At 70.2% G+C, this 26,251-nt stretch carries 22 protein-coding genes and 1 pseudogene; 21 read left to right on the forward strand and 2 right to left on the reverse strand.

Translation table 11 applies throughout. The features are described from left to right. The first annotated feature begins 5 nt into the window (after window positions 1-5). From thrC to ACFV88_RS18090, 21 genes are all read left to right on the forward strand, one after another. Window positions 6-1,064 (forward strand): threonine synthase, encoded by a 1,059-nt coding sequence (gene thrC / locus ACFV88_RS17990; protein WP_385492116.1) that lies wholly within the window; start codon window positions 6-8, stop codon window positions 1,062-1,064. 451 nt (window positions 1,065-1,515) lie between these two features. Then, complete coding sequence (gene thrB / locus ACFV88_RS17995; protein ID WP_385492119.1) at window positions 1,516-2,433, forward strand: homoserine kinase; 918 nt, start codon at window positions 1,516-1,518, stop codon at window positions 2,431-2,433. Between the two features lie 377 nt (window positions 2,434-2,810). After that, window positions 2,811-4,877 (forward strand): transcription termination factor Rho, encoded by a 2,067-nt coding sequence (gene rho, locus ACFV88_RS18000; RefSeq protein ID WP_385492121.1) that lies wholly within the window; start codon window positions 2,811-2,813, stop codon window positions 4,875-4,877. A 681-nt stretch (window positions 4,878-5,558) separates the two neighbouring features. Beyond that, the gene (locus tag ACFV88_RS18005) at window positions 5,559-7,250 is read left to right on the forward strand and encodes a trypsin-like serine protease (protein ID WP_385492123.1); all 1,692 of its coding nucleotides are present in this window, start codon (window positions 5,559-5,561) and stop codon (window positions 7,248-7,250) included. 128 nt (window positions 7,251-7,378) lie between these two features. Continuing rightward, the gene (locus ACFV88_RS18010) at window positions 7,379-8,485 is read left to right on the forward strand and encodes an LCP family protein (protein ID WP_385492126.1); all 1,107 of its coding nucleotides are present in this window, start codon (window positions 7,379-7,381) and stop codon (window positions 8,483-8,485) included. A 247-nt stretch (window positions 8,486-8,732) separates the two neighbouring features. After that, a complete protein-coding gene (gene rpmE / locus ACFV88_RS18015) occupies window positions 8,733-8,951 on the forward strand; it encodes a 50S ribosomal protein L31 (RefSeq protein WP_385492129.1) in 219 nt (72 codons plus the stop codon). Between the two features lie 206 nt (window positions 8,952-9,157). Beyond that, a complete protein-coding gene (gene prfA / locus ACFV88_RS18020) occupies window positions 9,158-10,234 on the forward strand; it encodes a peptide chain release factor 1 (protein WP_385492131.1) in 1,077 nt (358 codons plus the stop codon). Between the two features lie 58 nt (window positions 10,235-10,292). Next, a complete protein-coding gene (gene prmC / locus ACFV88_RS18025; RefSeq protein WP_385492133.1) occupies window positions 10,293-11,174 on the forward strand; it encodes a peptide chain release factor N(5)-glutamine methyltransferase in 882 nt (293 codons plus the stop codon). Between the two features lie 50 nt (window positions 11,175-11,224). Continuing rightward, entirely contained in the window at window positions 11,225-11,872 is a 648-nt protein-coding gene (locus ACFV88_RS18030) for an L-threonylcarbamoyladenylate synthase (protein ID WP_385492136.1), read from the forward strand. Continuing rightward, window positions 11,869-12,522: a protein-tyrosine-phosphatase gene (locus ACFV88_RS18035; RefSeq protein WP_385492139.1), complete on the forward strand. Its 654-nt coding sequence runs from the start codon at window positions 11,869-11,871 to the stop codon at window positions 12,520-12,522. The genes ACFV88_RS18030 and ACFV88_RS18035 overlap by 4 nt, the downstream gene beginning before the upstream one ends. 568 nt (window positions 12,523-13,090) lie before the next feature. Then, window positions 13,091-14,644: an MraY family glycosyltransferase gene (locus tag ACFV88_RS18040; RefSeq protein WP_385492142.1), complete on the forward strand. Its 1,554-nt coding sequence runs from the start codon at window positions 13,091-13,093 to the stop codon at window positions 14,642-14,644. A gap of 394 nt (window positions 14,645-15,038) precedes the next feature. Continuing rightward, a complete protein-coding gene (locus ACFV88_RS18045; protein ID WP_385492146.1) occupies window positions 15,039-15,476 on the forward strand; it encodes a hypothetical protein in 438 nt (145 codons plus the stop codon). Between the two features lie 222 nt (window positions 15,477-15,698). Then, entirely contained in the window at window positions 15,699-16,520 is an 822-nt protein-coding gene (atpB, locus tag ACFV88_RS18050) for a F0F1 ATP synthase subunit A (RefSeq protein WP_385492149.1), read from the forward strand. Window positions 16,521-16,591: 71 nt separating this feature from the next. Next, window positions 16,592-16,831 carry an ATP synthase subunit C gene (locus ACFV88_RS18055; protein WP_005311859.1) on the forward strand — a complete coding sequence of 80 codons (240 nt, stop codon included), beginning with the start codon at window positions 16,592-16,594 and terminating at the stop codon, window positions 16,829-16,831. 38 nt (window positions 16,832-16,869) lie between these two features. Then, on the forward strand, window positions 16,870-17,415 hold the full coding sequence (locus ACFV88_RS18060) for a F0F1 ATP synthase subunit B (RefSeq protein ID WP_385492152.1): 546 nt from the start codon (window positions 16,870-16,872) through the stop codon (window positions 17,413-17,415). 5 nt (window positions 17,416-17,420) lie between these two features. Then, entirely contained in the window at window positions 17,421-18,236 is an 816-nt protein-coding gene (locus ACFV88_RS18065) for a F0F1 ATP synthase subunit delta (protein WP_385492402.1), read from the forward strand. A gap of 115 nt (window positions 18,237-18,351) precedes the next feature. After that, on the forward strand, window positions 18,352-19,947 hold the full coding sequence (atpA, locus tag ACFV88_RS18070) for a F0F1 ATP synthase subunit alpha (RefSeq protein WP_385492155.1): 1,596 nt from the start codon (window positions 18,352-18,354) through the stop codon (window positions 19,945-19,947). Window positions 19,948-19,967: 20 nt separating this feature from the next. Further along, on the forward strand, window positions 19,968-20,885 hold the full coding sequence (locus ACFV88_RS18075; RefSeq protein ID WP_385492158.1) for a F0F1 ATP synthase subunit gamma: 918 nt from the start codon (window positions 19,968-19,970) through the stop codon (window positions 20,883-20,885). After that, window positions 20,885-22,327 carry a F0F1 ATP synthase subunit beta gene (gene atpD / locus ACFV88_RS18080; RefSeq protein ID WP_385492161.1) on the forward strand — a complete coding sequence of 481 codons (1,443 nt, stop codon included), beginning with the start codon at window positions 20,885-20,887 and terminating at the stop codon, window positions 22,325-22,327. Before ACFV88_RS18075 ends, atpD begins: the two co-directional genes overlap by 1 nt. 108 nt (window positions 22,328-22,435) lie before the next feature. After that, window positions 22,436-22,810 (forward strand): F0F1 ATP synthase subunit epsilon, encoded by a 375-nt coding sequence (locus tag ACFV88_RS18085; RefSeq protein WP_385492164.1) that lies wholly within the window; start codon window positions 22,436-22,438, stop codon window positions 22,808-22,810. 128 nt (window positions 22,811-22,938) lie between these two features. Next, on the forward strand, window positions 22,939-23,403 hold the full coding sequence (locus ACFV88_RS18090) for a DUF2550 domain-containing protein (protein ID WP_385492167.1): 465 nt from the start codon (window positions 22,939-22,941) through the stop codon (window positions 23,401-23,403). A gap of 71 nt (window positions 23,404-23,474) precedes the next feature. On the opposite strand, the pseudogene ACFV88_RS18095 reads toward ACFV88_RS18090, so the two are convergent. Continuing rightward, window positions 23,475-24,191, reverse strand: a pseudogene (locus ACFV88_RS18095) (LLM class flavin-dependent oxidoreductase); the annotation flags it as partial. A gap of 149 nt (window positions 24,192-24,340) precedes the next feature. Further along, on the reverse strand, window positions 24,341-26,173 hold the full coding sequence (locus ACFV88_RS18100) for a glycosyl hydrolase family 18 protein (RefSeq protein ID WP_385492170.1): 1,833 nt from the start codon (window positions 26,171-26,173) through the stop codon (window positions 24,341-24,343). Between the last annotated feature and the right edge of the window lie 78 nt (window positions 26,174-26,251).

Consider the following 26,251-nt stretch of genomic DNA (forward strand, 5'->3'; position numbering starts at 1 on the left):
CAGCAATGACCCACCAGTGGCGCGGAATCATCGAGGAGTACCGGGACCGACTGCCGGTCACGGAGAACACGCAGGTGGTGTCGCTCCGCGAGGGCGGCACGCCGCTCGTCCCGGCGCAGCTGCTCTCCGAGCGCACGGGCTGTTCGGTGCACCTCAAGGTCGAGGGCGCCAACCCGACCGGGTCCTTCAAGGACCGTGGCATGACCATGGCGATCACCCGGGCCAAGGAGGAGGGTGCGCAGGCCGTCATCTGCGCCTCCACCGGCAACACCTCCGCCTCCGCGGCGGCCTACGCCGTGCGCGCCGGCATGGTCAGCGCGGTGCTCGTGCCGCGCGGCAAGATCGCCCTCGGCAAGATGGGGCAGGCCCTGGTGCACGGGGCGAAGATCCTCCAGGTCGACGGGAACTTCGACGACTGCCTCAGGCTGGCGCGGGCGCTGTCCGACAACTACCCGGTGGCCCTGGTCAATTCGGTCAACCCGGTACGCATCGAGGGTCAGAAGACCGCGGCCTTCGAGATCGTCGACGCCCTCGGTGACGCCCCCGACATCCATGTGCTGCCGGTCGGCAACGCCGGGAACATCACCGCGTACTGGAAGGGGTACGGGGAGTACGCCGCCGACGGTCCGTCGACCCGGACGCCCCGCATGTGGGGGTTCCAGGCGTCCGGCTCCGCGCCCATCGTGCGCGGCGAGATCGTCAAGGACCCCTCGACCATCGCCACCGCCATCCGGATCGGGAACCCGGCCTCCTGGCAGCTCGCGCTCGCCGCGCAGCGGGAGTCCGGCGGGTTCATCGACGAGGTGACGGACCGTGAGATCCTGCGCGCCTACAAGCTGTTGGCCTCGCGCGAGGGCGTGTTCGTGGAGCCCGCCTCCGCCGCTTCGGTCGCCGGCCTGCTGAAGGCCGCCGAGCAGGGCAAGGTCGACCCGGGGCAGACCATCGTCTGCACGGTGACCGGGAACGGCCTCAAGGACCCGGACTGGGCCGTCGCCGGAGCCCCGCAGCCGGTGACCGTCCCCGTCGACGCGGAAATCGCGGCCCAGCGCCTCGGCCTGGTCTGAGCGAGCTCCGACGCCACGGCCGTAGCCCCGCCGCCACGGCGGTGGTCGGCGGTGAGCACCCCGTCCCGTACAGAGGGGGGGCGCTCACCGGTGCGGCCGTGGCTACGGGCCCGTCGAACGGTCGTGACATCGATCCGGACGGCGGTGCGCGGCGGGTTCCCGCCGGATTTCCGCCCCCCGTGGCGCCCAGGTGCACCCGCCGCGTCCCCGTGCCCCGGTCGCGGCAGAGCGCGATCTGCACCGACCGTCGGGTTACACCGGTTCGGGGATGCATGGGGGGCTTGCGACACGCATCGTGCGCCTCCCGTGCGCCCTATGTCGCGACGGAACCTTCCTTCGATAGGCTGTACCGAACCCGTCCGCCGCATATGCCGCGGCGCCGCCCCACGCGGCCAGAGGGTGTTCCTGCACGTTGTTGAGAATCCAGCAGTTCAAGGAGAGTCGTCGAGCGATGGCCGGTCCCGCTTTCCGCGCCGCCGCCGTCCGGGTGCGCGTCCCCGCCACCAGCGCCAATCTCGGTCCGGGCTTCGACGCCCTGGGCCTCTCGCTGGGGCTCTATGACGACGTCGTCGTCCGGGTGGCCGATTCCGGGCTGCACGTGGACATCGCCGGCGAGGGCGGCGAGACCCTCCCCCGCGACGAGAGCCATCTGCTCGTGCGCTCGATGCGCACCGCGTTCGACCTGCTCGGGGGCCAGCCGCGCGGCCTGGAAGTCGTCTGCGCCAACCGCATTCCGCACGGTCGGGGCCTCGGTTCCTCGTCCGCCGCGATCTGCGCCGGGATCGTCGCCGCCCGGGCCGTGACCATAGGCGGCGACAGCAAGCTCGACGACGACGCCCTACTGGAACTCGCCACCGAGATCGAGGGCCACCCCGACAACGTCGCCGCGTGCCTGCTCGGCGGTTTCACGCTGTCCTGGATGGACGGCGGCGCGGCCCGTGCGATCAGGATGGACGCGGCCGATTCCATCGTTCCGGTGGTTTTCGTCCCCGGGAAGCCCGTCCTCACCGAAACCGCCCGCGGACTGCTGCCGCGCACCGTCCCGCACGTGGACGCCGCCGCCAACGCGGGCCGGGCCGCACTCCTCGTCGAGGCCCTGACCAGGCGCCCCGAGCTGCTGCTGCCCGCCACCGAGGACCGTCTGCACCAGGAGTACCGCGCCCCGGCGATGCCGGAGAGCGCCGCCCTGGTCGAGCGGCTGCGCGCGGACGGCATCCCCGCGGTGATCTCCGGCGCCGGTCCCACGGTCCTGGCGCTGGCCGACGGCGAGGTCGCCGACAAGGTCGCCCGACTGGCCGGCGAGGGGTGGGCCGCGAACCGACTCGCGCTGGATGAAGCGGGAGCGAGCGTGCTGCCGCTTGCGCACTGACACCGGCTTGCCGGATGTGGAGAGGGGGAATGTTTGTTGGGTCCGGTAGTGTTAATCTCAAGTCTGCACCCGACCCCACCATGACGAGGTGCTTCGTGTCCCCGTCCGGGACAACCATTCTTCCGGGAGCCCCCCAAGCCGTTACGTGCACTGCACGCAACGGTCTGCGTTAAACGCTCCGGAACCGGCTCGACCCAGCCGCGCGGCACTGCAATTCCGTGGCACGGCTCAGGGGAGCGCCACTCATCAGCAATCTCCTCCGCCGCTTTGGGCGGACCACCGCCCCGGCGCGGTCCACACCACAAGGACCAACGCCGGACAGCACAACCGGTCGCCGAGCCAGACAGGCCGACGCCCGCTCCAGGGAAGGACCCTTCGTGAGCGACACCACCGATCTGATGGGCGTGAGCGCCGACAGCACGGTCGACACCGCTGCCGCGCCCGCCACGGACGCCTCCGCCGCGTCCGCAACCGGTGCTTCTGCGGGGCGGCGCCGTCGCGGCACCGGCCTTGAGGGCATGGTGCTGGCCGAACTCCAGCAGGTCGCCTCCGGCCTCGGCATCAGGGGCACCGCGCGGATGCGCAAGAGCCAGCTGATCGAGGTCATCAAGGAGGCCCAGGCCGGTGCCGGCGCGCCGGGGAAGGGCGCTGACGCCCCCGCCGAGACCAAGCCGAAGCGCCGCGCCACCTCCAAGGCCCGCACCGGTGAGGACACCGCCGCCGACGCCCGGGCCGACAAGTCCGAGGCGCAGCCCGACCGTACGGCCGCCGAGCCCGCCGCCGCGTCCGCGAAGACCACCGCCGAGGCGCCCGCCCGCAAGGCCGTCGCCCAGCAGCAGATCGAGATCCCCGGTCAGCCCGCCAGCGACGACACCCCCGTCGTCGAGCGCCGCAGGCGCCGCGCCACCGCCGAGGCGCAGAGCCCCGAGACCGTCACCGCCGAGGCCAAGTCCGAGCCGTCCGCCGACAAGGGCGGCGACAGCGGTGCGGACGGGGCCGAGGGCCGCGGGGGCCGCCGGGACCGCCGGGGCCGCGACCGCGACCGCGACCGTGACCGCCGCGGCAAGGGCGACGACCAGGGCCAGCAGCAGAGCGGCAACCAGCAGCGTCAGCAGCAGGGCGGCCGTCAGGAACGCCAGGACCGGCAGGAGCGCCAGGAGCGTCAGGACCGGGTCAACAGCGGTCCGCAGGACGACTTCGACGACGAGGCCGGTGGCCGTCGCGGCCGTCGGGGCCGCTACCGCGACCGTCGCGGTCGTCGTGGCCGTGACGAGATCGGTGGTGTCGAGCCGCAGATCAACGAGGACGACGTCCTGATCCCCGTCGCGGGCATCCTGGACATCCTCGACAACTACGCCTTCATCCGGACCTCCGGGTACCTGCCCGGCCCCAACGACGTGTACGTGTCGCTGGCCCAGGTCCGCAAGAACGGCCTGCGCAAGGGCGACCACATCACCGGTGCGGTCCGTCAGCCGAAGGACGGCGAGCGCCGCGAGAAGTTCAACGCGCTGGTCCGACTGGACTCCGTCAACGGCATGGCGCCCGAACTCGGCCGTGGCCGGCCGGAGTTCAACAAGCTGACGCCGCTCTACCCGCAGGACCGGCTCCGTCTGGAGACCGACCCGGGCGTGCTGACCACGCGGATCATCGACCTCGTGTCGCCGATCGGCAAGGGCCAGCGCGGTCTGATCGTGGCCCCGCCGAAGACCGGCAAGACCATGATCATGCAGGCGGTCGCCAACGCGATCACGCACAACAACCCCGAGTGCCACCTGATGGTCGTCCTCGTCGACGAGCGTCCGGAGGAAGTCACCGACATGCAGCGGTCGGTGAAGGGCGAGGTCATCTCCTCGACCTTCGACCGTCCCGCCGAGGACCACACCACCGTCGCCGAACTCGCCATCGAGCGCGCCAAGCGCCTGGTCGAGCTGGGTCACGACGTGGTCGTGCTGCTCGACTCCATCACCCGTCTGGGCCGCGCCTACAACCTCGCGGCGCCGGCCTCCGGCCGCATCCTGTCCGGTGGTGTCGACTCGACCGCGCTCTACCCGCCGAAGCGGTTCTTCGGCGCGGCGCGCAACATCGAGGACGGCGGCTCGCTGACCATCCTGGCCACCGCGCTGGTCGACACCGGCTCGCGGATGGACGAGGTGATCTTCGAGGAGTTCAAGGGCACCGGCAACATGGAGCTCAAGCTCGACCGGAAGCTCGCCGACAAGCGGATCTTCCCCGCGGTGGACGTGGACGCGTCCGGCACCCGCAAGGAGGAGATCCTGCTCAGCGGTGAGGAGTTGGGGGTCGTCTGGAAGCTGCGTCGGGTGCTGCACGCGCTGGACCAGCAGCAGGCGATCGAACTGCTCCTGGACAAGATGAAGCAGACGAAGTCCAACGCGGAGTTCCTGCTCCAGATCCAGAAGACCACGCCGTCTTCGGGCAACGACTGACCGGTCCTGCTCCGGCCCCGGCACCGCCTTGTGCGGTGCCGGGGCTTTGTGCGTTGTGGTTCCCCGCGCAGCTCCCCGGGCCCCTCCGGTACGTCCTGGTGGGCCCCCGCTGTCCAGCACAGGTGCGCTGCACGTTTGCGCAGTTCCCCGCGCCCCTTTGGTGCGTTCTGGTGGGGCTGCGCTGTTCGGCACAGGTGCGTTGCACGTTTGCGCAGTTCCCCGCGCCCCTTTGTGTGCGTCCCGATGGACCCCCGCTGTCCAGCACAGGTGCGCCGTTCCCCGCGCCCCTGTCGGGGCACTCCTCTCCCACCGCCGAGACGCGGCGCCCCTCAGGGGCGCGAGGAACGGCGCGAGCAACCACCCCACACCCGCACGGGGCAGCGGACCGCAGCCGTGGATATAGGGGGCGCGGGGAACTGCGCAACACCACCCCGCACCCGCACGGGACAGCGCACCGCAAGCTGAACGCCCCGACAAGGGGCGCGGGGAACCCAGCGCACCGAGCAGAACAGCACACCGCAGGCCAACGCAGCCATCGAGCGCGCGCGGTGCCGAACCCGTACGGCCGGCTGGGTAGGATCGGCGGGCTGTTGCTGTGGGGACCGACGAGCGGGAGCTGGTGTGGGGACGGGACAGGGCGAGGGCCGGCGCCGAAGCCGGGTGGGACGGCTGCTACCAGCCGTGGCGACCACGCTCGCGCTACTGGGCTGCGGAGTCTTCGCCGTCACCTCGCACGCGGGCCCGCCCGAGCCACCGGAGCTGACCGGCGAGGTCGTGAAGCCGCCGCCCGGTGCGGTGACCGCACCCCCGACGCCCACGCCCACGGCCCCCTCGCCGGATGCCACCCGCTCACCGCGGGTCATCGGCGGCACCAACAGCACCGCCTCCTGGATGGTGCAGCTGGTGTACGTGCCCCCGGGCCAACGCGGCGGCAAGCACTTCGTCTGCGGCGGCACCCTCGTCGCACCGAACAAGGTCCTCACCGCGGCGCACTGCCTGGACGACCCCCGCACCGGCGAGCGACGCGACTGGGACCGCTTCGGCGAGGTGGCCGTCGGCACCCACCGCAGCGTCACGGTCGCCAACGACGCCCGGCGGGTGGACGTGGTCCGCACCTGGACCCATCCGGAGTACGACCCGCGGGAGTTCGCGCACGACGTGGCGCTGCTGACCCTCGCCCGCCCGGTCGCCCAGACGACGCTGGAGCTGGCCGGACCGGACGATGCGGCCCTGTACGCGCCGGGGCGCAACGCCATCGCCTACGGCTGGGGCGTGACCACCTCGCACGAGGACAAGGCCACCATCTCGCCGCTCCTCCAGAAGGTCACCCTGCCGCTCAACGCCGACCCGGCGTGCCGCGTCAACCTCGGCCCGGGGTACCGCACGGACGGCGGCATGCTCTGTGCGGGCCAGCTCGGCACGGGTGACGACGTCACCGGGCGCACCGTCTGCCCCGGTGACTCGGGCGGCCCCCTGGTCACCGGCAACAAGGTCGTCGGGGTGGTGTCCTGGGGCATGAGCCGGGGCAAACAGGTGTGCAACCTCGCCGGCACCTACGAGGTGTTCAGCAAGGTCTCCGCGTACCAGCCGCTGATCCGGCCCCGCGTCGACGACACCGACCTCGACCGGGACGGGCGCGCCGACGTCTTCGTGCGGACGCGCGACGGCGGTGCGGCACACGTCCTGCCGTCGAAAGGCCGCGGCTTCGCCGCCCGGACCGACCTGCCGGGGGAGTGGAGCGCGTACGACGTGGCCCTCCAGACGGACCTCAACCGCGACGGCCGGCAGGACTTCGTGTTGCGGCGGGCCGCGGACGGGGCCGTGCACTGGCGGTACCGGACGTCCGCGAACGGACCCTGGCGGGACACCACGATCGCCCGCGGCTGGGCCGACCGGAAATTCCTCGTCGTCCCCGGTGACGTCACCGGGGACCGACTGCCCGACCTGCTGTCCGTGACCGCGGACGGCACGCTGTACGTGCACCCGGGCAACGGCGACGGTTCGCTGGCGGGCCCGGTGCGCGCGGGCGACGGTTACCGGGGCTACAACTCGCTGCGCGGTCGCGGGGACTTCACCGGGGACGGCCGGACCGATCTGATCGCCCGCACCCGGGAAGGCAAGCTGTACCTCCTCGCGGGCACCGGTCGGGTAGCCGAACCGTTCGCGGCGCGACGGCACCTCCGCGACTGGCACGGGTACAACGCCCTGGTGGCCCCCGGGGACGTGACGGGCGACGGCCGGCCGGACTTCCTGGCCCGTTCGCGCGCCGGGAACCTGTTCCTCTACCCGGGCACCGGCAAGACCTCGTGGGGCGTCTTCGCCACCCCGATCCGGATCGGCGGCGGCTTCCAGCGGTACGACCTCCTCAGCTGAGCCGCCCCGGCACGGTCACCCTCCGTGCCCGGTGCGGCCGGGGGCGCGGGGTTCGGCCGACTGGTGGACGCCCGGCTGCGGGCCGACCCTGGAGGTGAGGACCCCAGAGCCCGAGATCCGAGGTGCCGATGCCCCAGGAGCGCACGGACGACCAGGCCCCCGGGCCCGGCGGGAGCAGCCCCCGGCGCCGCGGCGGACGCCACCGTGCGCTGCGCGTCACCGCCTGGACGGCGGCCGGCCTGATCGTCCTCGGCGGCTCCGGCCTCGGATACCTGTACGTCAAGCTGAACGGCAACATCCGGGGCATCGACATCAACGCCGTGCTCGGGACCGATCGGCCCCGCGATCGCGCCGACGGCTCCATGGACGTGCTGGTCCTCGGCTCCGACGCGCGTTCCGGTGCCAACGCCGCCTACGGCCGCGAGGACGGGGCCGCCCGCTCGGACACCGCGATGATCGTCCATGTGCACCGGGGGCACCGCTCGGCGAGCGTCGTCTCCATCCCCCGGGACACCCTCGTGGACCGTCCGGCCTGCGCCGACGGCCGGGGCGGCACCGTTCCCGCGGCCCGCTCGCAGATGTTCAACGCCGCCTACGAGGTCGGCGGCCCGTCCTGCACGGTCAAGACCGTCGAGGCGATGTCCGGCATCCGGATGGACCACTACGTGGAGGTGGACTTCACCGGCTTCAAGAAGCTGGTCGACACCTTGGGCGGGGTACGGATCACCACCACCCGGGCGATAGACGACCCGAAGAGCCGACTGCGCCTGCCGGCCGGCACCCACACCCTCGACGGCGAGCAGGCCCTCGGCCTGGTCCGTACCCGGCACGGCGTGGGCGACGGCAGTGACCTGGGGCGCATCCAGCTCCAGCAGGCGTTCCTGCGGTCCCTGATCGCCCGGATCGACGGCATCGGACTCTTCTCGAACCCGACGAAGCTGTTCGACGCGGCCGACGCCGCCACCAGCGCCCTGACCACCGACTCCGAGCTCGACTCGGTCACCAAGCTCGCCGGGTTCGCGGGCGGTCTGAAGAACATCGGCGCCGACGACGTCGACATGATCACCCTGCCGGTGGCCTACGACCCGGCCGACCCCAACCGGGTGCTGCCGCTGGCCCGCCAGGGCGCCCTGGTCTGGTCCGCCCTCAAGGCCGACCGGCCGGTGCCGGCCGCCGCGACGGTCGGTTCGGCCGCGGGACGGGGCGATGCCGGACGGGTGATCACCACCCCGTGAGTGAACGCGTACGGTCCCTCACCCGGTACGAACCGTCATCGGAGCGATCACACCACGACCCGTTCCGGTCGCATGCCGTCACGATCGAGGGTCTTCGGGGGCGTGGGCGGTCCCGTCCGGAATATCCGGTCCACCGTCCCGGTTTTGGGGGATGCGGCCAGTGCTGGCAGACTGGTACGTCGGCCCCGGTTCACGCCCGCGCAGCAGGCGCAGGCGACCCGGCGCCCTCCCGATCCTAGGAGACACCGTGAAGCGCGACATCCACCCCGAGTACGTCGAGACGCAGGTCAGCTGCACCTGTGGCGCGTCGTTCACCACCCGCAGCACGATCCAGGCCGGTTCCATCCGCGCCGAGGTCTGCTCCGAGTGCCACCCGTTCTACACGGGCAAGCAGAAGATCCTCGACACCGGTGGCCGCGTGGCCCGCTTCGAGGCCCGCTTCGGCAAGGGCGCTGCCAAGAAGTAGCGAGCCCACTGCGCCGGTTCCCGGCCGCCCACGGGCGGGTCGGGACCGGCGTTTTTTCCTGGCACGGCCCGCAGTACGGCCCGACCGCCGCCCCTTTGCCCCGCACCCCGGCCGTGGAGCACCCATCGGGCCCCGCCGGGAAGCCCGCCCCCGCCCGGCAGCCGACCCCGGCCGCACCCAGCATCACGCAGATCAGGAGCCCGGAGATGTTCGAGGCCGTCGCGGAGCTCGTCGACGAGCACACCCACCTGGAGCATCAGCTCGCCGATCCTGGGGTGCACGCCAACCAGGCGAACGCGCGCAAGCTCAACAAGCGCTACGCCGAGCTCACACCGATCGTCACCGCGTACCGGTCCTTCAAGCGCGTCGGCGAGGACATCGCCACCGCCCGCGAGCTGGCCGCCGACGACCCCGACTTCCTGGCCGAGGTCAAGGAGCTGGAGCGGGAGCGCGAGGGCCTGACCGAGAAGCTCAGGCTGCTGCTCGTGCCGCGCGACCCCAGCGACGACAAGGACGTCATCCTGGAGATCAAGGCCGGCGCCGGGGGCGACGAGTCGGCCCTGTTCGCCGGGGACCTGCTGCGCATGTACCTGCGCTACGCCGAGCGGGTCGGCTGGAAGACCGAGATCATCGACGCCACCGAGTCCGAACTCGGCGGTTACAAGGACGTCCAGGTCGCCGTCAAGACGAAGGGCGGCCAGGGGGCCACCCAACCCGGCCAGGGCGTGTGGGCCCGCCTCAAGTACGAGGGCGGTGTGCACCGCGTGCAGCGGGTGCCCGCGACCGAGTCCCAGGGCCGCATCCACACCTCCGCCGCCGGCGTGCTCGTCACCCCGGAGGCCGAGGAGGTCGACGTCGAGATCAACCCCAACGACCTGCGGATCGACGTCTACCGCTCCTCGGGGCCCGGCGGCCAGTCCGTCAACACCACCGACTCGGCCGTCCGCATCACCCACCTGCCGACCGGTGTCGTCGCCTCCTGCCAGAACGAGAAGAGCCAGCTCCAGAACAAGGAGCAGGCCCTGCGCATCCTGCGCTCCCGGCTGCTCGCCGCCGCCCAGGAGGAAGCCGAGCGGGAGGCCGCCGACGTCCGCCGCAGCCAGGTGCGCACCGTCGACCGCTCGGAGAAGATCCGCACCTACAACTTCCCCGAGAACCGCATTTCCGACCACCGTGTCGGTTTCAAGGCGTACAACTTGGACCAGGTGCTCGACGGGGAGCTCGACGCAGTCATCCAGGCGTGCGTCGACGCGGACTCCGCGGCCAAGCTCGCCGCCGCCTGACCCCCGGGCGCCGACCGAGCCCCGGCGCCCACCGACAGCTCAGCTCCGGAGGACTAGCGTGCAGCCACCCATTGGGGGTCGACCCCCAGGCCCCCGCAGTCTGCTGCTCGCTGAAGTGGCCCAGGCCACCCAGCGCCTGGCGGACGCGGGCGTGCCCTCGCCGCGCAACGACGCCGAGGAACTGGCCGCCTTCGTGCACGGCGTCAAGCGGGGCGAGCTGCACACCGTCCCCGACTCCGACGTCGACGCCCGCTACTGGGAGGCCATCAACCGCCGGGTGGCCCGCGAACCCCTCCAGCACATCACCGGACGCGCCTACTTCCGGTACCTGGAGCTCCAGGTCGGACCCGGGGTGTTCGTGCCCCGGCCGGAGACCGAATCGGTCGTCGGCTGGGCCATAGACGCGGTGCGCGCCATGGACGTCGTCGAACCCCTGATCGTCGACCTGTGCTCCGGCTCCGGGGCCATCGCCCTCGCCATGGCCCAGGAGGTGCCCCGCTCCCGGGTGCACGCCGTCGAGCTCTCCGAGGACGCCCTCGTCTACACCCTCAAGAACACCGAGGGCTCCCGCGTCAGCGTCCACCAGGGCGACGCCCTGGCCGCCCTGCCCGAGCTGAACGGACAGGTCGACCTCGTCATCTCCAACCCCCCGTACATCCCCCTCACCGAGTGGGAGCACGTGGCGCTGGAGGCCCGCGAGTACGACCCCCAGATGGCGTTGTTCTCCGGCGACGACGGCCTCGACACCATCCGCGGCCTCGAACGCACCGCCCACCGGCTGCTGCGCCCCGGCGGCATCGTCGTCGTCGAACACGCCGACACCCAGGGCGGGCAGGTGCCGTGGATCTTCAGCGAGGAAGCCGGCTGGGCCGACGCCGCCGACCACCCCGACCTCAACAACCGGCCCCGATTCGCGACCGCGCGCAAGGCACGCCCGTGACGTCCCGGCCCCCGAACCACACCCAGAACGCGCACGAGGAGGCCCGCTAGATGGCACGGCGATACGACACCAACGACGCGACCGACCGCATCACCGGTCTGCGTGAGGCCGGGTCCGCCGTCCGCCGGGGCGAGCTGGTCGTGCTGCCCACCGACACGGTCTACGGCATCGGCGCCGACGCCTTCAGCTCCGAGGCGGTCGCCGACCTGCTCGACGCCAAGGGTCGCGGGCGCAGCATGCCCACCCCCGTGCTCATCGGTTCCCCGAACACCCTGCACGGGCTCGTCACCAACTTCTCCGAGCTGGCCTGGGAACTGGTGGACGCGTTCTGGCCCGGAGCCCTCACCCTGGTCGCCCGGCACCAGCCGTCCCTCCAGTGGGACCTCGGTGACACCCGGGGCACCGTCGCCGTCCGGATGCCGCTGCACCCGGTCGCCATCGAACTGCTCACCGAGGTCGGTCCGATGGCCGTGTCCTCCGCGAACCTCACCGGGCACCCCGCCCCCGAGAACTGCGACGCCGCCCAGCAGATGCTCGGCGACGCCGTCTCCGTCTACCTCGACGGCGGCCCGACGCCCGGCATCGTGCCCTCGTCCATCGTGGACGTCACCGGCGAGGTGCCCGTCCTGCTCCGCGCCGGCGCCCTAGACGCGGACGAACTGCGCAAGGTGGTACCCGACCTTGAGGTGGCCAATTGACGGCCCCTGAGGGGCGTGGCATAGGCACGGGGGTCACCGGCACCGGGGACACGTTCCGCATCCTCCACGTCAGCACCGGCAACGTGTGCCGCTCGCCCATCACCGAGCGGCTGACCCGGCACGCCCTGGTGGGGCGGCTCGGCGACCCGCTCGGCGGCGGGGTCGTCGTGGAGAGCGCGGGCACCTGGGGCCACGAGGGCGCGCCCATGGAGACCAACGCCGAGACGGTCCTCGCCGACTTCGGCGCCGACCCCACCGGCTTCACCGGACGCGAACTCCTCGACGACCACGTCATCCGCGCGGACCTCGTGCTGACCGCCACCCGCGACCACCGGGCGCAGGTCATCTCCATGGGCCACTCCGCGGGGCTGCGCACCTTCACCCTGAAGGAGTTCACCCGGCTGGTGCGCGCCATCGACCCGGCGACCCTGCCCGACCCCCGCGACGAGGGGGTCGTCGAACGGGCCCGCGCCCTGGTGCGGGCCGCCGCCGCGCTGCGCGGCTGGCTGTTGGCACCGTCCGTCGAAGCCGACGAGGTGTTCGACCCGTACGGGGCGCCCCTGCCGTTCTTCCGTTCCATCGGCGACGAGATCCACGAGGCGCTGGACCCGGTGGTCACCGCGCTGACGGGCGTCACCGCGCGACGCTGAACCGGCCGCCACCGGGCCCGGAACCCGGCGGCGGCACGCACGGGGAGCCGGAGGGCCCACGCCCGTCCTGACGCTGCCCTCACCGTCGTGCAGGGGCCCCGCAGTGATCGTCGCCGGCCCGTCGCCGCTCGCCCACGGCGCGAGGGCCGCACGGGGTCTGCCGGCGGCGGGGATCACGGTGGACACCTGTGCCCTCCCCGGTACGGACGGCTGCGGACCACGGCGGGGAACGGCCGCCACCACCACTCGGGGGAGGGGCGGACCGCAAACGGCGCGGATCGCGGTACTGTTCGCGGCGGCGCTCCGTGGCAAGATCGTCGGAACGTCCGTCCGGGACGAGGTGCGAACACTCGTCCGTGCCTGGCCGGCCTTCGCGCCGTAACCCCGACCAGCGGCGGTGACGCACTTCCGCCGGGGCCACACGCGCGCGGAGCGGTACGGCGGGCGACGATGACGGGGACCATAGGTTCTCCGTGCAACCATGCTCGCTACCCGGAAGTCCCCATACCCATGCACGCGAGGCTAGGCTGTGGGGCTGAGCTGGCCGAAGACATCTGTGGGGAAGCCTGTGCGTGAATACCTGCTGACGCTCTGTGTCACGGCTGCGGTGACCTATCTGCTCACGGGCCCGGTGCGGAAGTTCGCCATCGTGGCCGGGGCGATGCCGGAGATCCGCGCCCGTGACGTGCACCGGGAGCCCACGCCCCGGCTCGGCGGTATCGCGATGTTCTTCGGGCTCTGCGCGGGTCTCCTCGTCGCCAACCACCTCACCAACCTCAGTGAGGTCTTCGACGGTTCCAGCGAGCCGCGCGCCCTGCTGTCCGGCGCCGCCCTGATCTGGCTGGTCGGGGTCCTGGACGACAAGTTCGAGCTGGACGCGCTGATCAAGCTGGGTGCCCAGATGATCGCCGCGGGCGTCATGGTCATGCAGGGTCTGGCGATCCTCTGGCTGCCCATCCCCGGTGTCGGCATGGTCGCGCTCACCCAGTGGCAGTCCACGCTGCTCACCGTGGCGCTGGTCGTGATCACGATCAACGCGGTCAACTTCGCCGACGGGCTGGACGGGCTCGCCGCGGGCATGGTGTGCATCGCCACCCTGGCGTTCTTCCTCTACGCGTACCGCCTCTGGTTCGGCTACGGCCTGGAGGCCGCGGCCCCGGCGACCCTGTTCGCGGCGCTGCTGCTCGGCATGTGCCTCGGCTTCCTGCCGCACAACATGCACCCCGCGCGGATCTTCATGGGCGACTCGGGCTCGATGCTGATCGGTCTGGTGCTCGCGGCGGGTGCCATCTCCATCACCGGTCAGGTCGACCCGGACAGCCTGTTCGGCCCCGGGCAGGCCGGCGGTCTGCGGGAGGCGGTGCACGCCACGGTGCCCGTCTACATCCCGCTCATCCTGCCGCTCACCATCATCGCGCTGCCCGCCGCCGACCTCGTCCTGGCGATCGTGCGGCGCACCTGGCGCGGCCAGTCACCGTTCGCCGCCGACCGCGGACACCTGCACCACCGGCTCCTCGACAGCGGTCACTCGCACAGCCGCTCGGTGCTGATCATGTACTTCTGGGCCGCGCTGATCTCCTTCGGCACACTGGCCTACTCGGTCAACGCCGCGTCCATGTGGATCGTCCTGGGCGTCGCCGTGCTCAGCGCGGTGGGCCTGGTGCTGCTCCTGCTGCCCCGCTTCACCCCGCGTGCGCCGCGCTGGGCCGAGGCGTTCGTACCGCCCCGCTACCGGCGCCGCAAGCTCCCCCTCGGCGCCGCTGAACAACTCGCCGGCGCCGAGGGGGAGTCGGAGCCCGCCGCGGTGACGGTCTCCGGATACCCGGGCGCGAGCCTTACCGAAGTCCCCGTGGGGGCCGGTGTGGGCGCCGGGGCCGCTGCGTCGCACGGTGTGCGGGCGGCAGGGGATAACGGTTCCGGCACATTCGCGGGAACGGAGGGTGTCCCCGCGGTGAAGGACGGGGGAGCCGTCCGCGCCGCGGGCGACACCGAAGGCGTCAACGGGGGCGCGGCGGCCGGGGGTTCGACCGGGCCCGTCCGGGCCGGGGGCGTCAACGGGGCGACGGCATCCGGCCTCAGGCACCGCTTCCGCGACCGCCGCCGGGCCGACACCTCGCGCTGAAACGGCGCCCGTCGCGGGCGTCGCGGGGCGGCGTGGTGGTTCCTCCGGCGTCCACCGCAGTCCTCACCGGACCGCCGCGTGCGCGAAAAGTGCTCGATCGCTGACGCTTTGTGGCCAACTCGCCGTGCCGTACCGGCCAGGCAAACGCCCTCAATACCAGTCAAAGAGCCTTCTGTCATGCACATATGGGCCGGTTCACTCTCATGTGTGACTGCTGGCACACTTCACAGGTAAAGACCTCATCAAATAGTTTGTGATACCGTTCACGAGAACCCGGGGTAGCGCCGGAGGACCGTAGTGCGACGGCCTTCTGGACCGACTTTCTGTCTCGATTTCCGGGTTTACGCTCGTCCATGACGACACCTGCCCCCATCCAGTAAGCGGAGTTGCCGCCATGCCGTCCCAAGACGCACGCACCGTCATCCATGCCGCCGTACCCACCGCAGTCGTGGGAGCCGTAGCCGCGGGCATCAGTGCCGCGGTCGCCGGTGGCAAGGGAGCGCTCGGAGCGGTTGTGGCGACCGCCGTCGTGATCCTCTTCATGGGAATCGGACTCGTGGTGCTCCTGCGCATCGCGAGGTCGCTCCCGCAGTTGTTCCAGGGCATGGGTCTGATGCTCTACACGACCCAGATCCTGTTGCTCTTCGTGTTCATGGCGACGTTCAAGGACACCGACCTCTTCAATCCGAAGACGTTCGCGGCCACCCTGGTCGCCACCACGCTCGCGTGGATCGGGGCGCAGGCCCGCGCCCACATGAAGGCCAAGATTCTCTACGTGGAACCCGAGGAATCGAAGGGTGAGAAGCCCGCGAAGACCGGTTCTTCGTCGTGAGGGGTAGGGCCGGTATAAGGGCGGGTCGGACTTACTGCTATCGTCCGGTGCCAACTGCGGCATCGCGGGCGCGGGCATCCAAGCTGACGCCTGCTCTAGCGCGAGGCTTGATGCCCGACCGCCGCCCCCACACCCGTAACACCAGTCCAGTGCCGTACTGCGGCTGCGCGCCGCGCCGACACAACGAGGTTGCCGTACCTATGCGCCACGAAGGAGCCCGCGGTGAGTGCTGACCCGACGCAGGTGCTCGCCTTCGAGACCGATTGCCACATCTTCGACGGTTGTGGCTTCCCGGCTCCCGGCCTGCACTCGTTCCTGTTCAAGCCCATCTGGGGCGACGCGGACAGCAACCTGTACTTCAACAAGCCGATGCTGCTCGCGATCCTCGGGTCGATCATCATCATCGGTTTCTTCTGGGCCGCTTTCGCCAAGCCCAAGATCGTCCCCGGCAAGCTCCAGATGATCGCCGAAGCCGGCTACGACTTCGTACGTCGGGGCATCGTCCACGAGACCATCGGAAAGCGCGAGGGCGAGAAGTACGTCCCGCTGATGGTCTCCCTGTTCTTCTTCATCTGGATCATGAACCTCTGGGCGATCGTCCCACTGGCCCAGTTCCCGGTGACGTCGATCATCGCCTACCCGATCGTGCTCGCGGGCATCGTCTACGTCACCTGGGTGTCGCTCACGTTCAAGCGGCACGGCTTCGTCGGCGCCTTCAAGAACTTCAGTGGCTACGACAAGTCGCTCGGTGCGGTGCTTCCGCTGGCCATGACGATCGAGCTCTTCTCGAACCTGCTCGTCCGCCCCTTCACGCATGCCGTGCGACTCTTTGCGAACATGTTCGCGGGCCACACGCTGCTGGTGCTCTTCACCATCGCGTCCTGGTACCTGCTCAACGGCATCGGCATCGCCTACGCGGGCGTCTCCTTCATCATGACCCTGGTCATGCTCGCCTTCGAGCTGTTCGTCCAGGCCCTCCAGGCGTACGTGTTCGTGCTCCTGGCGTGCAGCTTCATCCAGGGCGCGCTCGCAGAGCACCACTGAGCGCCCACTCCCGCTTCGTACTCGTCCGGTGGCCAACCCCCACCGGTCCGTAAAGAAAAGGAAGAACTGGCATGTCCCAGACTCTCGCCGCTGTCACCGGTGACCTGAAGGCTCTCGGCTCCATCGGCTACGGCCTCGCGGCCATCGGCCCCGGCGTGGGCGTCGGCATCATCTTCGGTAACGGCACCCAGGCCCTCGCCCGCCAGCCCGAGGCTGCCGGTCTGATCCGCGCCAACCAGATCCTCGGCTTCGCCTTCTGTGAGGCGCTCGCCCTCATCGGTCTGGTTATGCCGTTCGTCTACGGCTCCTGATCCAGCCGACGTTCAGCCACTAGACGAAAGGCACTGATATGAGCCAGCTGCTCATTCTGGCGGCCACCGAGGAGCAGAACCCCCTCGTTCCGCCGATCCCTGAGCTCGTCATCGGCCTGATCGCCTTCGTCATCGTCTTCGGCGTCCTCGCCAAGAAGCTCCTCCCGAACATCAACAAGGTTCTGGAGGAGCGCCGCGAGGCCATCGAGGGCGGCATGGAGAAGGCCGAGGCGGCCAAGACCGAAGCCCAGAGCGTGCTGGAGCAGTACAAGGCCCAGCTCGCCGAGGCTCGGCACGAGGCCGCGCGCCTGCGTCAGGACGCGCAGGAGCAGGGCGCCACGCTCATCGCCGAGATGCGCGCGGAAGGCCAGCGGCAGCGTGAGGAAATCATCGCCGCCGGTCACACGCAGATCGAGGCCGACCGCAAGGCCGCCGCTCAGGCGCTGCGCCGGGACGTCGGTCAGCTCGCCACCGAACTGGCCGGGAAGCTCGTCGGTGAGTCCCTCGAGGACCACGCCCGACAGAGCCGCACCATCGACCGGTTCCTCGACGAGCTCGACGTGAAGGCCGAGGCCGCCCGGTGAGTGCGCTGCACGGAGCCAGCCGTGAGGCCCTGGCCACGGCGCGTGAGCGGCTCGACGCACTGACGGACAACACGTCCGTCGACGCGTCGCGGCTCGCTGACGACCTGGCCTCGGTCACCGCGCTGCTCGACCGCGAGGTGTCCCTGCGTCGGGTCATCACCGACCCGGCGCAGTCCGGGGACGCCAAGGCCGGCCTGGTCGGTCGCCTCCTGGACGGGCAGGTCTCCGGCGAGACGGTCGACCTGGTCTCCGGACTGGTGCGTTCCCGCTGGTCGCGCTCGCGCGACCTGGTGGACGCGCTGGAGGAGCTGGCGGACGTCGCCGACCTCACGGCCGCCCAGCGTGCCGGCACGCTCGACGACGTGGAGGACGAGCTGTTCCGGTTCGGCCGGATCACTTCCTCGGACACCGGGCTGCGTGCCGCGCTCACCGACCGGACCGCGACGGCAGCCGCCAAGGAGCAGCTGCTGAGCACCCTGCTCAGCAGCCGCGCCCAGGCGCAGACCACCCGACTGGTCACGCGACTGGTCACCCGGCCCCGGGGACGTAGCCTGGAAGCGGGACTCGAGTCCCTGTCCAAGCTCGCCGCGGAGCGCCGTGACCGCATGGTCGCGATCGTCACCTCGGCCGTACCGCTGAGCGATCAGCAGAAGCAGCGTCTGGGTGCGTCCCTGGCAAAGCTGTACGGGCGTGCGATGCACCTGAACCTGGACGTGGACCCCGCGGTCCTCGGCGGAATCCGGGTGCAGGTCGGTGACGAGATCATCAACGGCGGCATCGCGGACCGCATCGACGAAGCCAGCCGCCGCATGGCCGGCTGAGCAACAGAACAACGTACGTCCGACGGCCCTGGTTGGGCCGTACAGAAGGATTCCTGGGGGTCGCCCCCAGACCCCCAAAGAACTTCGGGCCCAACAAGGAGAGCAGGGAACCCAGATGGCGGAGCTCACGATCCGGCCGGAGGAGATCCGGGACGCGCTGGAGAACTTTGTCCAGTCGTACCAGCCGGACGCGGCCTCGCGCGAGGAGGTCGGTACGGTCACCCTTGCCGGCGACGGCATCGCGAAGGTCGAGGGACTGCCCTCGGCCATGGCCAACGAACTGCTGAAGTTCGAGGACGGCACCCTGGGCCTCGCGCTCAACCTCGAAGAGCGCGAGATCGGTGCCATCGTCCTCGGCGAGTTCAGCGGCATCGAGGAGGGCCAGCCGGTGCAGCGCACCGGTGAGGTGCTCTCCGTCGCCGTGGGCGAGGGTTACCTCGGCCGCGTCGTCGACCCGCTCGGCAACCCGATCGACGGCCTCGGCGACATCGAGACCAGCGGTCGTCGTGCCCTTGAGCTGCAGGCCCCCACGGTCATGCAGCGCAAGTCCGTGCACGAGCCGATGGAGACGGGCTACAAGGCCGTCGACGCGATGACCCCGATCGGCCGCGGCCAGCGTCAGCTGATCATCGGTGACCGCCAGACCGGCAAGACCGCCCTGGCCGTCGACACCATCATCAACCAGCGCGACAACTGGCGCTCCGGTGACGTGAACAAGCAGGTGCGCTGCATCTACGTCGCCATCGGCCAGAAGGGCTCCACCATCGCGTCCGTGCGACGCGCCCTGGACGAGGCCAACGCGCTGGAGTACACGACCATCGTCGCCGCCCCGGCGTCCGACCCGGCCGGCTTCAAGTACCTGGCGCCGTACACCGGTTCGGCCATCGGCCAGCAGTGGATGTACGAGGGCAAGCACGTCCTCATCATCTTCGACGACCTCTCGAAGCAGGCCGACGCCTACCGCGCCGTGTCCCTGCTGCTGCGTCGTCCGCCGGGCCGTGAGGCGTACCCCGGTGACGTCTTCTACCTGCACTCCCGTCTGCTGGAGCGCTGTGCCAAGCTCTCCGACGACATGGGCAAGGGCTCGATGACGGGCCTCCCGATCGTGGAGACCAAGGCCAACGACGTCTCGGCGTTCATCCCGACCAACGTCATCTCCATCACCGACGGCCAGTGCTTCCTGGAGTCCGACCTGTTCAACGCCGGTCAGCGTCCGGCCCTGAACGTCGGTATCTCGGTCTCCCGCGTCGGTGGCTCCGCCCAGCACAAGGCGATGCGCCAGGTCTCCGGCCGACTCCGCGTCGACCTCGCCCAGTTCCGTGAGCTGGAGGCGTTCGCCGCCTTCGGTTCCGACCTGGACGCCGCGTCGAAGGCGCAGCTGGAGCGCGGTCAGCGCATGGTCGAGCTGCTGAAGCAGCCGCAGTACCAGCCGATGGCCACCGAGGACCAGGTCGTCTCCGTGTGGGCCGGTACCACGGGCCGCATGGACGAGGTCCCCGTCGTCGACATCCGCCGCTTCGAGACGGAGCTCCTGGACTACCTGCACCGCGAGGAGCAGGGTCTGATGACCTCCATCAAGGAGGGCGCGAAGATGTCGGACGACACCATCACCGCCATCTCCGACGCGGTCGCGGCGTTCAAGAAGCAGTTCGAGACCTCGGACGGCAAGCTGCTCGGCGAGGACGCGCCTGCCGTCAACGTCTCCAAGTGACGTAGGAAGGGACCTGACTCATGGGAGCCCAGCTCCGGGTCTACAAGCGTCGCATCCGATCCGTCACCGCGACCAAGAAGATCACCAAGGCGATGGAGATGATCGCCGCCTCGCGTGTCGTCAAGGCGCAGCGCAAGGTGGCGGCCTCCGCGCCGTACGCGACCGAGCTGACACGCGCGGTCACGGCGGTGGGAACGGGTTCGAACACCAAGCACCCGCTGACCACGGAGGCGGAGACGGCTCGCCGCTCCGCGGTGCTGCTCCTCACGAGCGACCGCGGACTGGCCGGCGCCTTCAACTCCAACGCGATCAAGGCGGCGGAGCGGTTGACCGCCCGCCTCGAAGCGGAGGGCAAGGAGGTCGTCACGTACATCGTCGGCCGCCGCGGTGTCGCCCACTACAACTTCCGTGAGCGCGAGGTCGCGGAGCAGTGGACCGGCTTCACCGACGAGCCCACGTACGCGGACGCCAAGACGGTCGCCGGACCGCTGATCAGCGCGATCGAGCGGGACACGGCCGATGGCGGGGTCGACGAGCTGCACGTCGTCTACACGGAGTTCGTGTCGATGATGACGCAGAACGCGGTCGGCAGCCGGCTGCTTCCGCTGAGCCTGGACGAGGTCGCCGACCAGGCGCCCACCAAGGGCGAGATCCTTCCGCTGTACGACTTCGAGCCGTCGGCGGAGGACGTCCTCGACGCCCTGCTGCCGCGGTACGTCGAGAGCCGGATCTACAACGCGATGCTCCAGTCGGCCGCTTCGAAGCACGCCGCCACGCGGCGTGCGATGAAGTCGGCCACCGACAACGCGGGTGAGCTGATCAATACGCTCTCCCGACTTGCCAACGCGGCCCGCCAGGCCGAAATCACCCAGGAAATCAGCGAGATCGTCGGCGGCACCGCAGCCCTGGCCGACGCGAACGCGGGGAGTGACAGGTAATGACGACGACAGTTGAGACGGCCGTTGCCACGGGCCGCGTCGCCCGGGTCATCGGCCCGGTCGTCGACGTGGAATTCCCCGTCGACGCCATGCCCGAGATCTACAACGCCCTTCACGTCGAGGTCGCCGACCCGGCCAACGAGGGCGAGAAGAAGACGCTGACGCTCGAGGTCGCCCAGCACCTCGGCGACGGTGTCGTCCGTGCGATCTCCATGCAGCCCACCGACGGTCTGGTCCGCCAGGCCCCGGTGACGAACACCGGCAAGGGCATCACGGTGCCGGTCGGCGACTTCACCAAGGGCAAGGTGTTCAACACCCTCGGCGAGGTGCTGAACCACCCCGAGGAGAACGCCAACGTCGGTGAGCGCTGGCCGATCCACCGCACCGCCCCGCCCTTCGACCAGCTCGAGTCGAAGACCGAGATGTTCGAGACCGGTCTGAAGGTCGTCGACCTCCTCACCCCGTACGTCAAGGGTGGAAAGATCGGTCTGTTCGGTGGTGCCGGTGTCGGCAAGACCGTGCTGATCCAGGAAATGATCATGCGTGTCGCCAACCTCCACGAGGGCGTCTCCGTCTTCGCGGGCGTCGGCGAGCGCACCCGTGAGGGCAACGACCTCATCGACGAGATGGAGGAGTCCGGCGTCCTCGACAAGACGGCGCTGGTCTTCGGCCAGATGGACGAGCCCCCGGGCACCCGGCTGCGCGTGGCCCTCGCGGGTCTGACCATGGCGGAGTACTTCCGCGATGTGAAGAAGCAGGACGTGTTGTTCTTCATCGACAACATCTTCCGCTTCACCCAGGCCGGTTCCGAGGTGTCGACCCTGCTCGGCCGGATGCCCTCCGCGGTGGGTTACCAGCCGAACCTGGCCGACGAGATGGGTCTCCTCCAGGAGCGCATCACCTCGACCCGTGGTCACTCGATCACCTCGATGCAGGCGATCTACGTCCCCGCGGACGACCTGACCGACCCGGCCCCGGCCACCACCTTCGCCCACCTCGACGCGACGACGGTGCTCTCCCGTCCGATCTCGGAGAAGGGCATCTACCCGGCCGTGGACCCGCTGGACTCCACGTCCCGCATCCTGGACCCGCGGTACATCGCGAAGGAGCACTACGACGCGGCCATGCGCGTCAAGACGATCCTTCAGAAGTACAAGGACCTCCAGGACATCATCGCGATCCTCGGTATCGACGAGCTGGGCGAGGAGGACAAGCTCGCCGTCCACCGTGCCCGTCGCGTCGAGCGGTTCCTGTCCCAGAACACCCACGCCGCCAAGCAGTTCACCGGTGTGGACGGTTCGGACGTGCCGCTGGACGAGTCGATCACCGCGTTCAACGCGATCTGCGACGGCGACTACGACCACTTCCCGGAGCAGGCGTTCTTCATGTGCGGTGGCCTTGAGGACCTGCGCAAGAACGCCAAGGAGCTGGGCGTCTCCTGAGCCCCGTGCTCATGGGTGAGGGGGCCCTGCCCGGCCCCCTCACCCACGCCTCTACACTTTTGACCCAACACCCGGCCCACCCGCCGGGTGGTGACCCGAGGAGCACCCTTGGCTGCTGAGTTGCACGTCGAGCTGGTCGCCGCGGACCGGAATGTCTGGTCCGGCGAGGCCACCCTGGTCGTCGCGCGCACCACCTCCGGCGACATCGGCGTCATGCCCGGTCACCAGCCGCTGCTCGGTGTGCTGGAGTCGGGCCCGGTGACGATCCGTACGAGTGACGGCGAGACCGTCATCGCCGCCGTTCACGGCGGGTTCGTTTCGTTCGCCGACAACAAGCTGTCGCTGCTGGCCGAGATCGTCGAGCTGTCGGACGAGATCGACGTCCAGCGCGCGGAGCGGGCGTTGGAACGCGCGAAGGGCGAGGCGGACGCCGCCGCCGAGCGACGCGCCGATGTCCGCCTGCGTGCGGTGGCGGTGCGCTGACCTGGCGCACTGTGTGACATGACTCAGCCGCGGCCCGGTCCGGAGACTCTCCGGACCGGGCCGCGGCTGAGGCGATGCTGGATCCGTTCCGCTGTTCCGTTACTGATGAGGCGAGGAGGTCGGTGCCGATGATCCTCGCTCTTCTCGTAGGCGGTATCGCGGTAGTCGCACTGGTTGTGGTCGGGCTCTTCGCCTTCGGACTGCGCCGCAGGCTGATCCAGAGGTCGGGGGGAACCTTCGACTGTAGCCTCCGCTGGGACATCCCCGAGCCCGCAGGCGTAGGGCCGGCCGACACCTCGGGCAAGGGGTGGGGGTACGGCATCGCCCGGTACAGCGGTGACCGGATCGAGTGGTTCCGCGTCTTCTCCTACGCGCACCGCCCGCGGCGGGTGCTGGAGCGTTCCGCCATCGAGGTGATCGGCCGCCGGGACCCCGAGGGCGAGGAGGAGTTGGCGCTCCTCTCGGACGCGGTGGTCCTCGCCTGTTCGCACCAGGGCGTGCGGCTGGAGTTGGCGATGAGCGAGGACGCGCTCACCGGTTTCCTGGCGTGGCTGGAGGCCGCGCCGCCCGGACAGCGGGTGAACGTCGCCTAGCCGCCCTGCGGGCTGACACGCATCACGTCGACCGGGCCGGGTCGCCCGCTCCGGTCGCGGGCGCGCCGCCGTCAGGCGAAGGCCGGCATGACACTGCGGTGGATCAACCGCAGTTGCTCCCGGGCACCGGGTACCTGCGGCAGGTCCCGTCCGGTGAAGGCCCGCACCAGGGCCCGGTCGGTCACCGCGCAGATCATGTGGTTGACCCCGGCCGGGGCGATCTCCGTCGCGATCTTCGCCACGCACTCCTCGGGCGTGCCGGACACCGAGAGCCGCTCCGCCACCTCGGGCGAGGTCAACTCGATGCCCCGGGCCAGATCCCCGGCGCGGATCGCGTCGATCGCCGGCGCCAGTTCGGCGGGGTCCACCCCGTTGCGCCGCAACTGCTCCTCGGGCATGGCGGAGGCATAGATCCCCACCATGCTGCGGGCCGCTTCCCGGGCCGCGGCGGAGTCCTCGGCGACGGCGAAGACCACCCAGGCCCCGATGTCCAGCGCGGTGACGTCCTTGCCCGCGCGCTCGGCGCCGATCCGCAGGTGGCGCATCAGGTACTCGTAGGCCTCCCGGGTGTAACTGAGGGCGTGATGGCAGCCGTCGGACAGCTCGGCCGCCGCTTCGAAGGTCTTCGGTCCGCGCATCCCGCCGAGCTTCAACAGCAGGTGCTCCTGCACGGGGCGGGCGAAGGTGAACAGCCCCTCGTAGGTGTGGAACCGACCCTGGTAGGTGATGGCGCCGTCGTCCAGCAGGGTCCGCACCACATGGAGCGCCTCCTTGGTGCGGGACGACGGAAGGCCCGGTACGCGCTGGGCGTACCGGGCTCGGAAGCCGGGGAGGCGGGGGGCGTTCCTGACCCTCCGGCTTCGACCGTGTGGCCGGTGTGGGACCGGCCGGTGCGATCCGGAGGTGCCGGTGTGGGACCGGCACCCCCGGGCGCGGGTTACTTCAGACCAGCGTCGAGCGCGGTGATGAGTTCACCGTTGCTGGTGTCCCCGTCAGCCGACCAGAAGAAGGCGCCGCCGAGCTTCTGACCCTTGGCCCAGGCCATCTTGGTCTTGATGGTGGCCGGGGTGTCGTAGCTCCACCAGTTGCTTCCGCACTTGGCGTACGCGGTGCCGGCGACCGTACCGGTCGACGGGCAGGAGTTCTTGAGGACCTTGTAGTCCTCGATGCCCTGCTCGTACGTGCCCTGGGCGGGCCCGGTGGCGGTGCCGCCCGGCGCGTCCTGGGTGACGCCCGTCCAGCCGCGGCCGTAGAAGCCGATGCCGAGGAGCAGCTTCTTGTCGGGCACGCCCTGCGCCTTGAGCTTGGCGATGGCGTCGGCCGAGGTGAAGCCCTGCTGCGGGATGCCGTTGTACGTGCTCAGCGGCGAGTGCGGAGCCGTCGGGCCCTTCGCGGCCCAGGCGCCGAAGAAGTCGTACGTCATCACGTTGTACCAGTCGAAGCTGGTGGAGGCACCGGCGTAGTCAGCCTTGTCGATCTTGCCGCCGTTGGAGGCGTCGGCGGTGATCGCGGCGGTGACCAGGTTGTTGGCACCGAACTTGGCACGGGTCGCCGCTGCGATCTTCTTCAGCGCGTCCGGACCACTGTTGTCGCAGGTGAGACCACAGGCGTTCGGGTACTCCCAGTCCAGGTCGATGCCGTCGAAGACATCGGCCCAGCGCGGGTCCTCGACCATGTCGTAGCACGACTGGGCGAAGGCGGCCGGGTTCTGCGCGGCCTGGGTGAAGCCGCCGGACCAGGTCCAGCCGCCGATGGAGAAGAGGATCTTGATGTGCGGGTACTTCGCCTTCAGCTTGCGCAGCTGGTTGAAGTTGCCGCGCAGGGGCTGGTCCCAGGTGTCGGCGACACCGTCGACGGACTGCTCGGCGGTGTACGCCTTGTCGTAGTCCGCGTAGGAGTCACCGATGGTGCAGCGACCGTTCTGGACGTTACCGAAGGCGTAGTTGATGTGCGTGATCTTCGCCGCGGTCCCGGAGGTGTCCAGGTTCTTCACGTGGTAGTTGCGTCCGTAGACGCCCCACTGGGTGAAGTAGCCCATCTTGATCTGGCCGCCGCCGCCGGTGCCGCCGTCGCCGGGGGTGCGCACCGCGGTCGCGGCGCTGGCCGGACCGGTCTGGTTGCCGGTGTCGCGGGCCTGGATGCTGTACGAGTAGTCCGTACCCGCGGCCAGCGTGGTGTCGGTGTACGTGGTGTCGCCGGTGGTGGCCGGGTTGACCGTCGCGACGACCGCGCCGTCCCGCAGGACGTCGTAGTTCTTGATGCCCTTGTCGTCCGTCGCCGGACCCCACGACAGCTTCACCGAGGTGGTGGTGAGGCCGGAGGTGGTGGGCTTGCCGGGAGCCGTGGGGGGCTCGTCGCCCGGAACGACGCCTCCGTCACAGGAGCCGTTGTTCAGGGAACAGTTGCTGGGGGAGCCGCTGCCGGAGCCGTTGAACCCGAAGGTGACGGACTTACCGGGCTCGACGGTCCCGTTCCAGCCCAGGTTCTTGGCGGTCCAACGGTTGCCGTTGTTGGTGACCGTGGCGTCCCAGGACGAGGTGGCCTTGGTACCGGTGGGGAAGTCCCATTCCACGGTCCAGTTGCTGAGCGTGGTGGTACCGGTGTTCTTGACCGTCCAGCTGCCGCCGAAACCGCTGCCCCAGTCCTGGGTCTTGGTGAAGGTGGCAGTGGCACTGGTGGCCGCAGCAGCCGGCGTTGCCAGGGCGACCAGTGCGGAAAGGGGCAGTGCCAGGGTCGCTAGCCCTGCCACAGCTTTGGTTCTGAAGCGCATGCTGCGCCTCCTCGGGTGAGTCCGGTAGTGGGGATGGTGGAACCCAACCTGCGCCGCCCGTGAGTACGCGCCGTAGTG

It is taken from the genome of Streptomyces sp. NPDC059816, from assembly GCF_042732055.1.
Classification (GTDB): domain Bacteria; phylum Actinomycetota; class Actinomycetes; order Streptomycetales; family Streptomycetaceae; genus Streptomyces.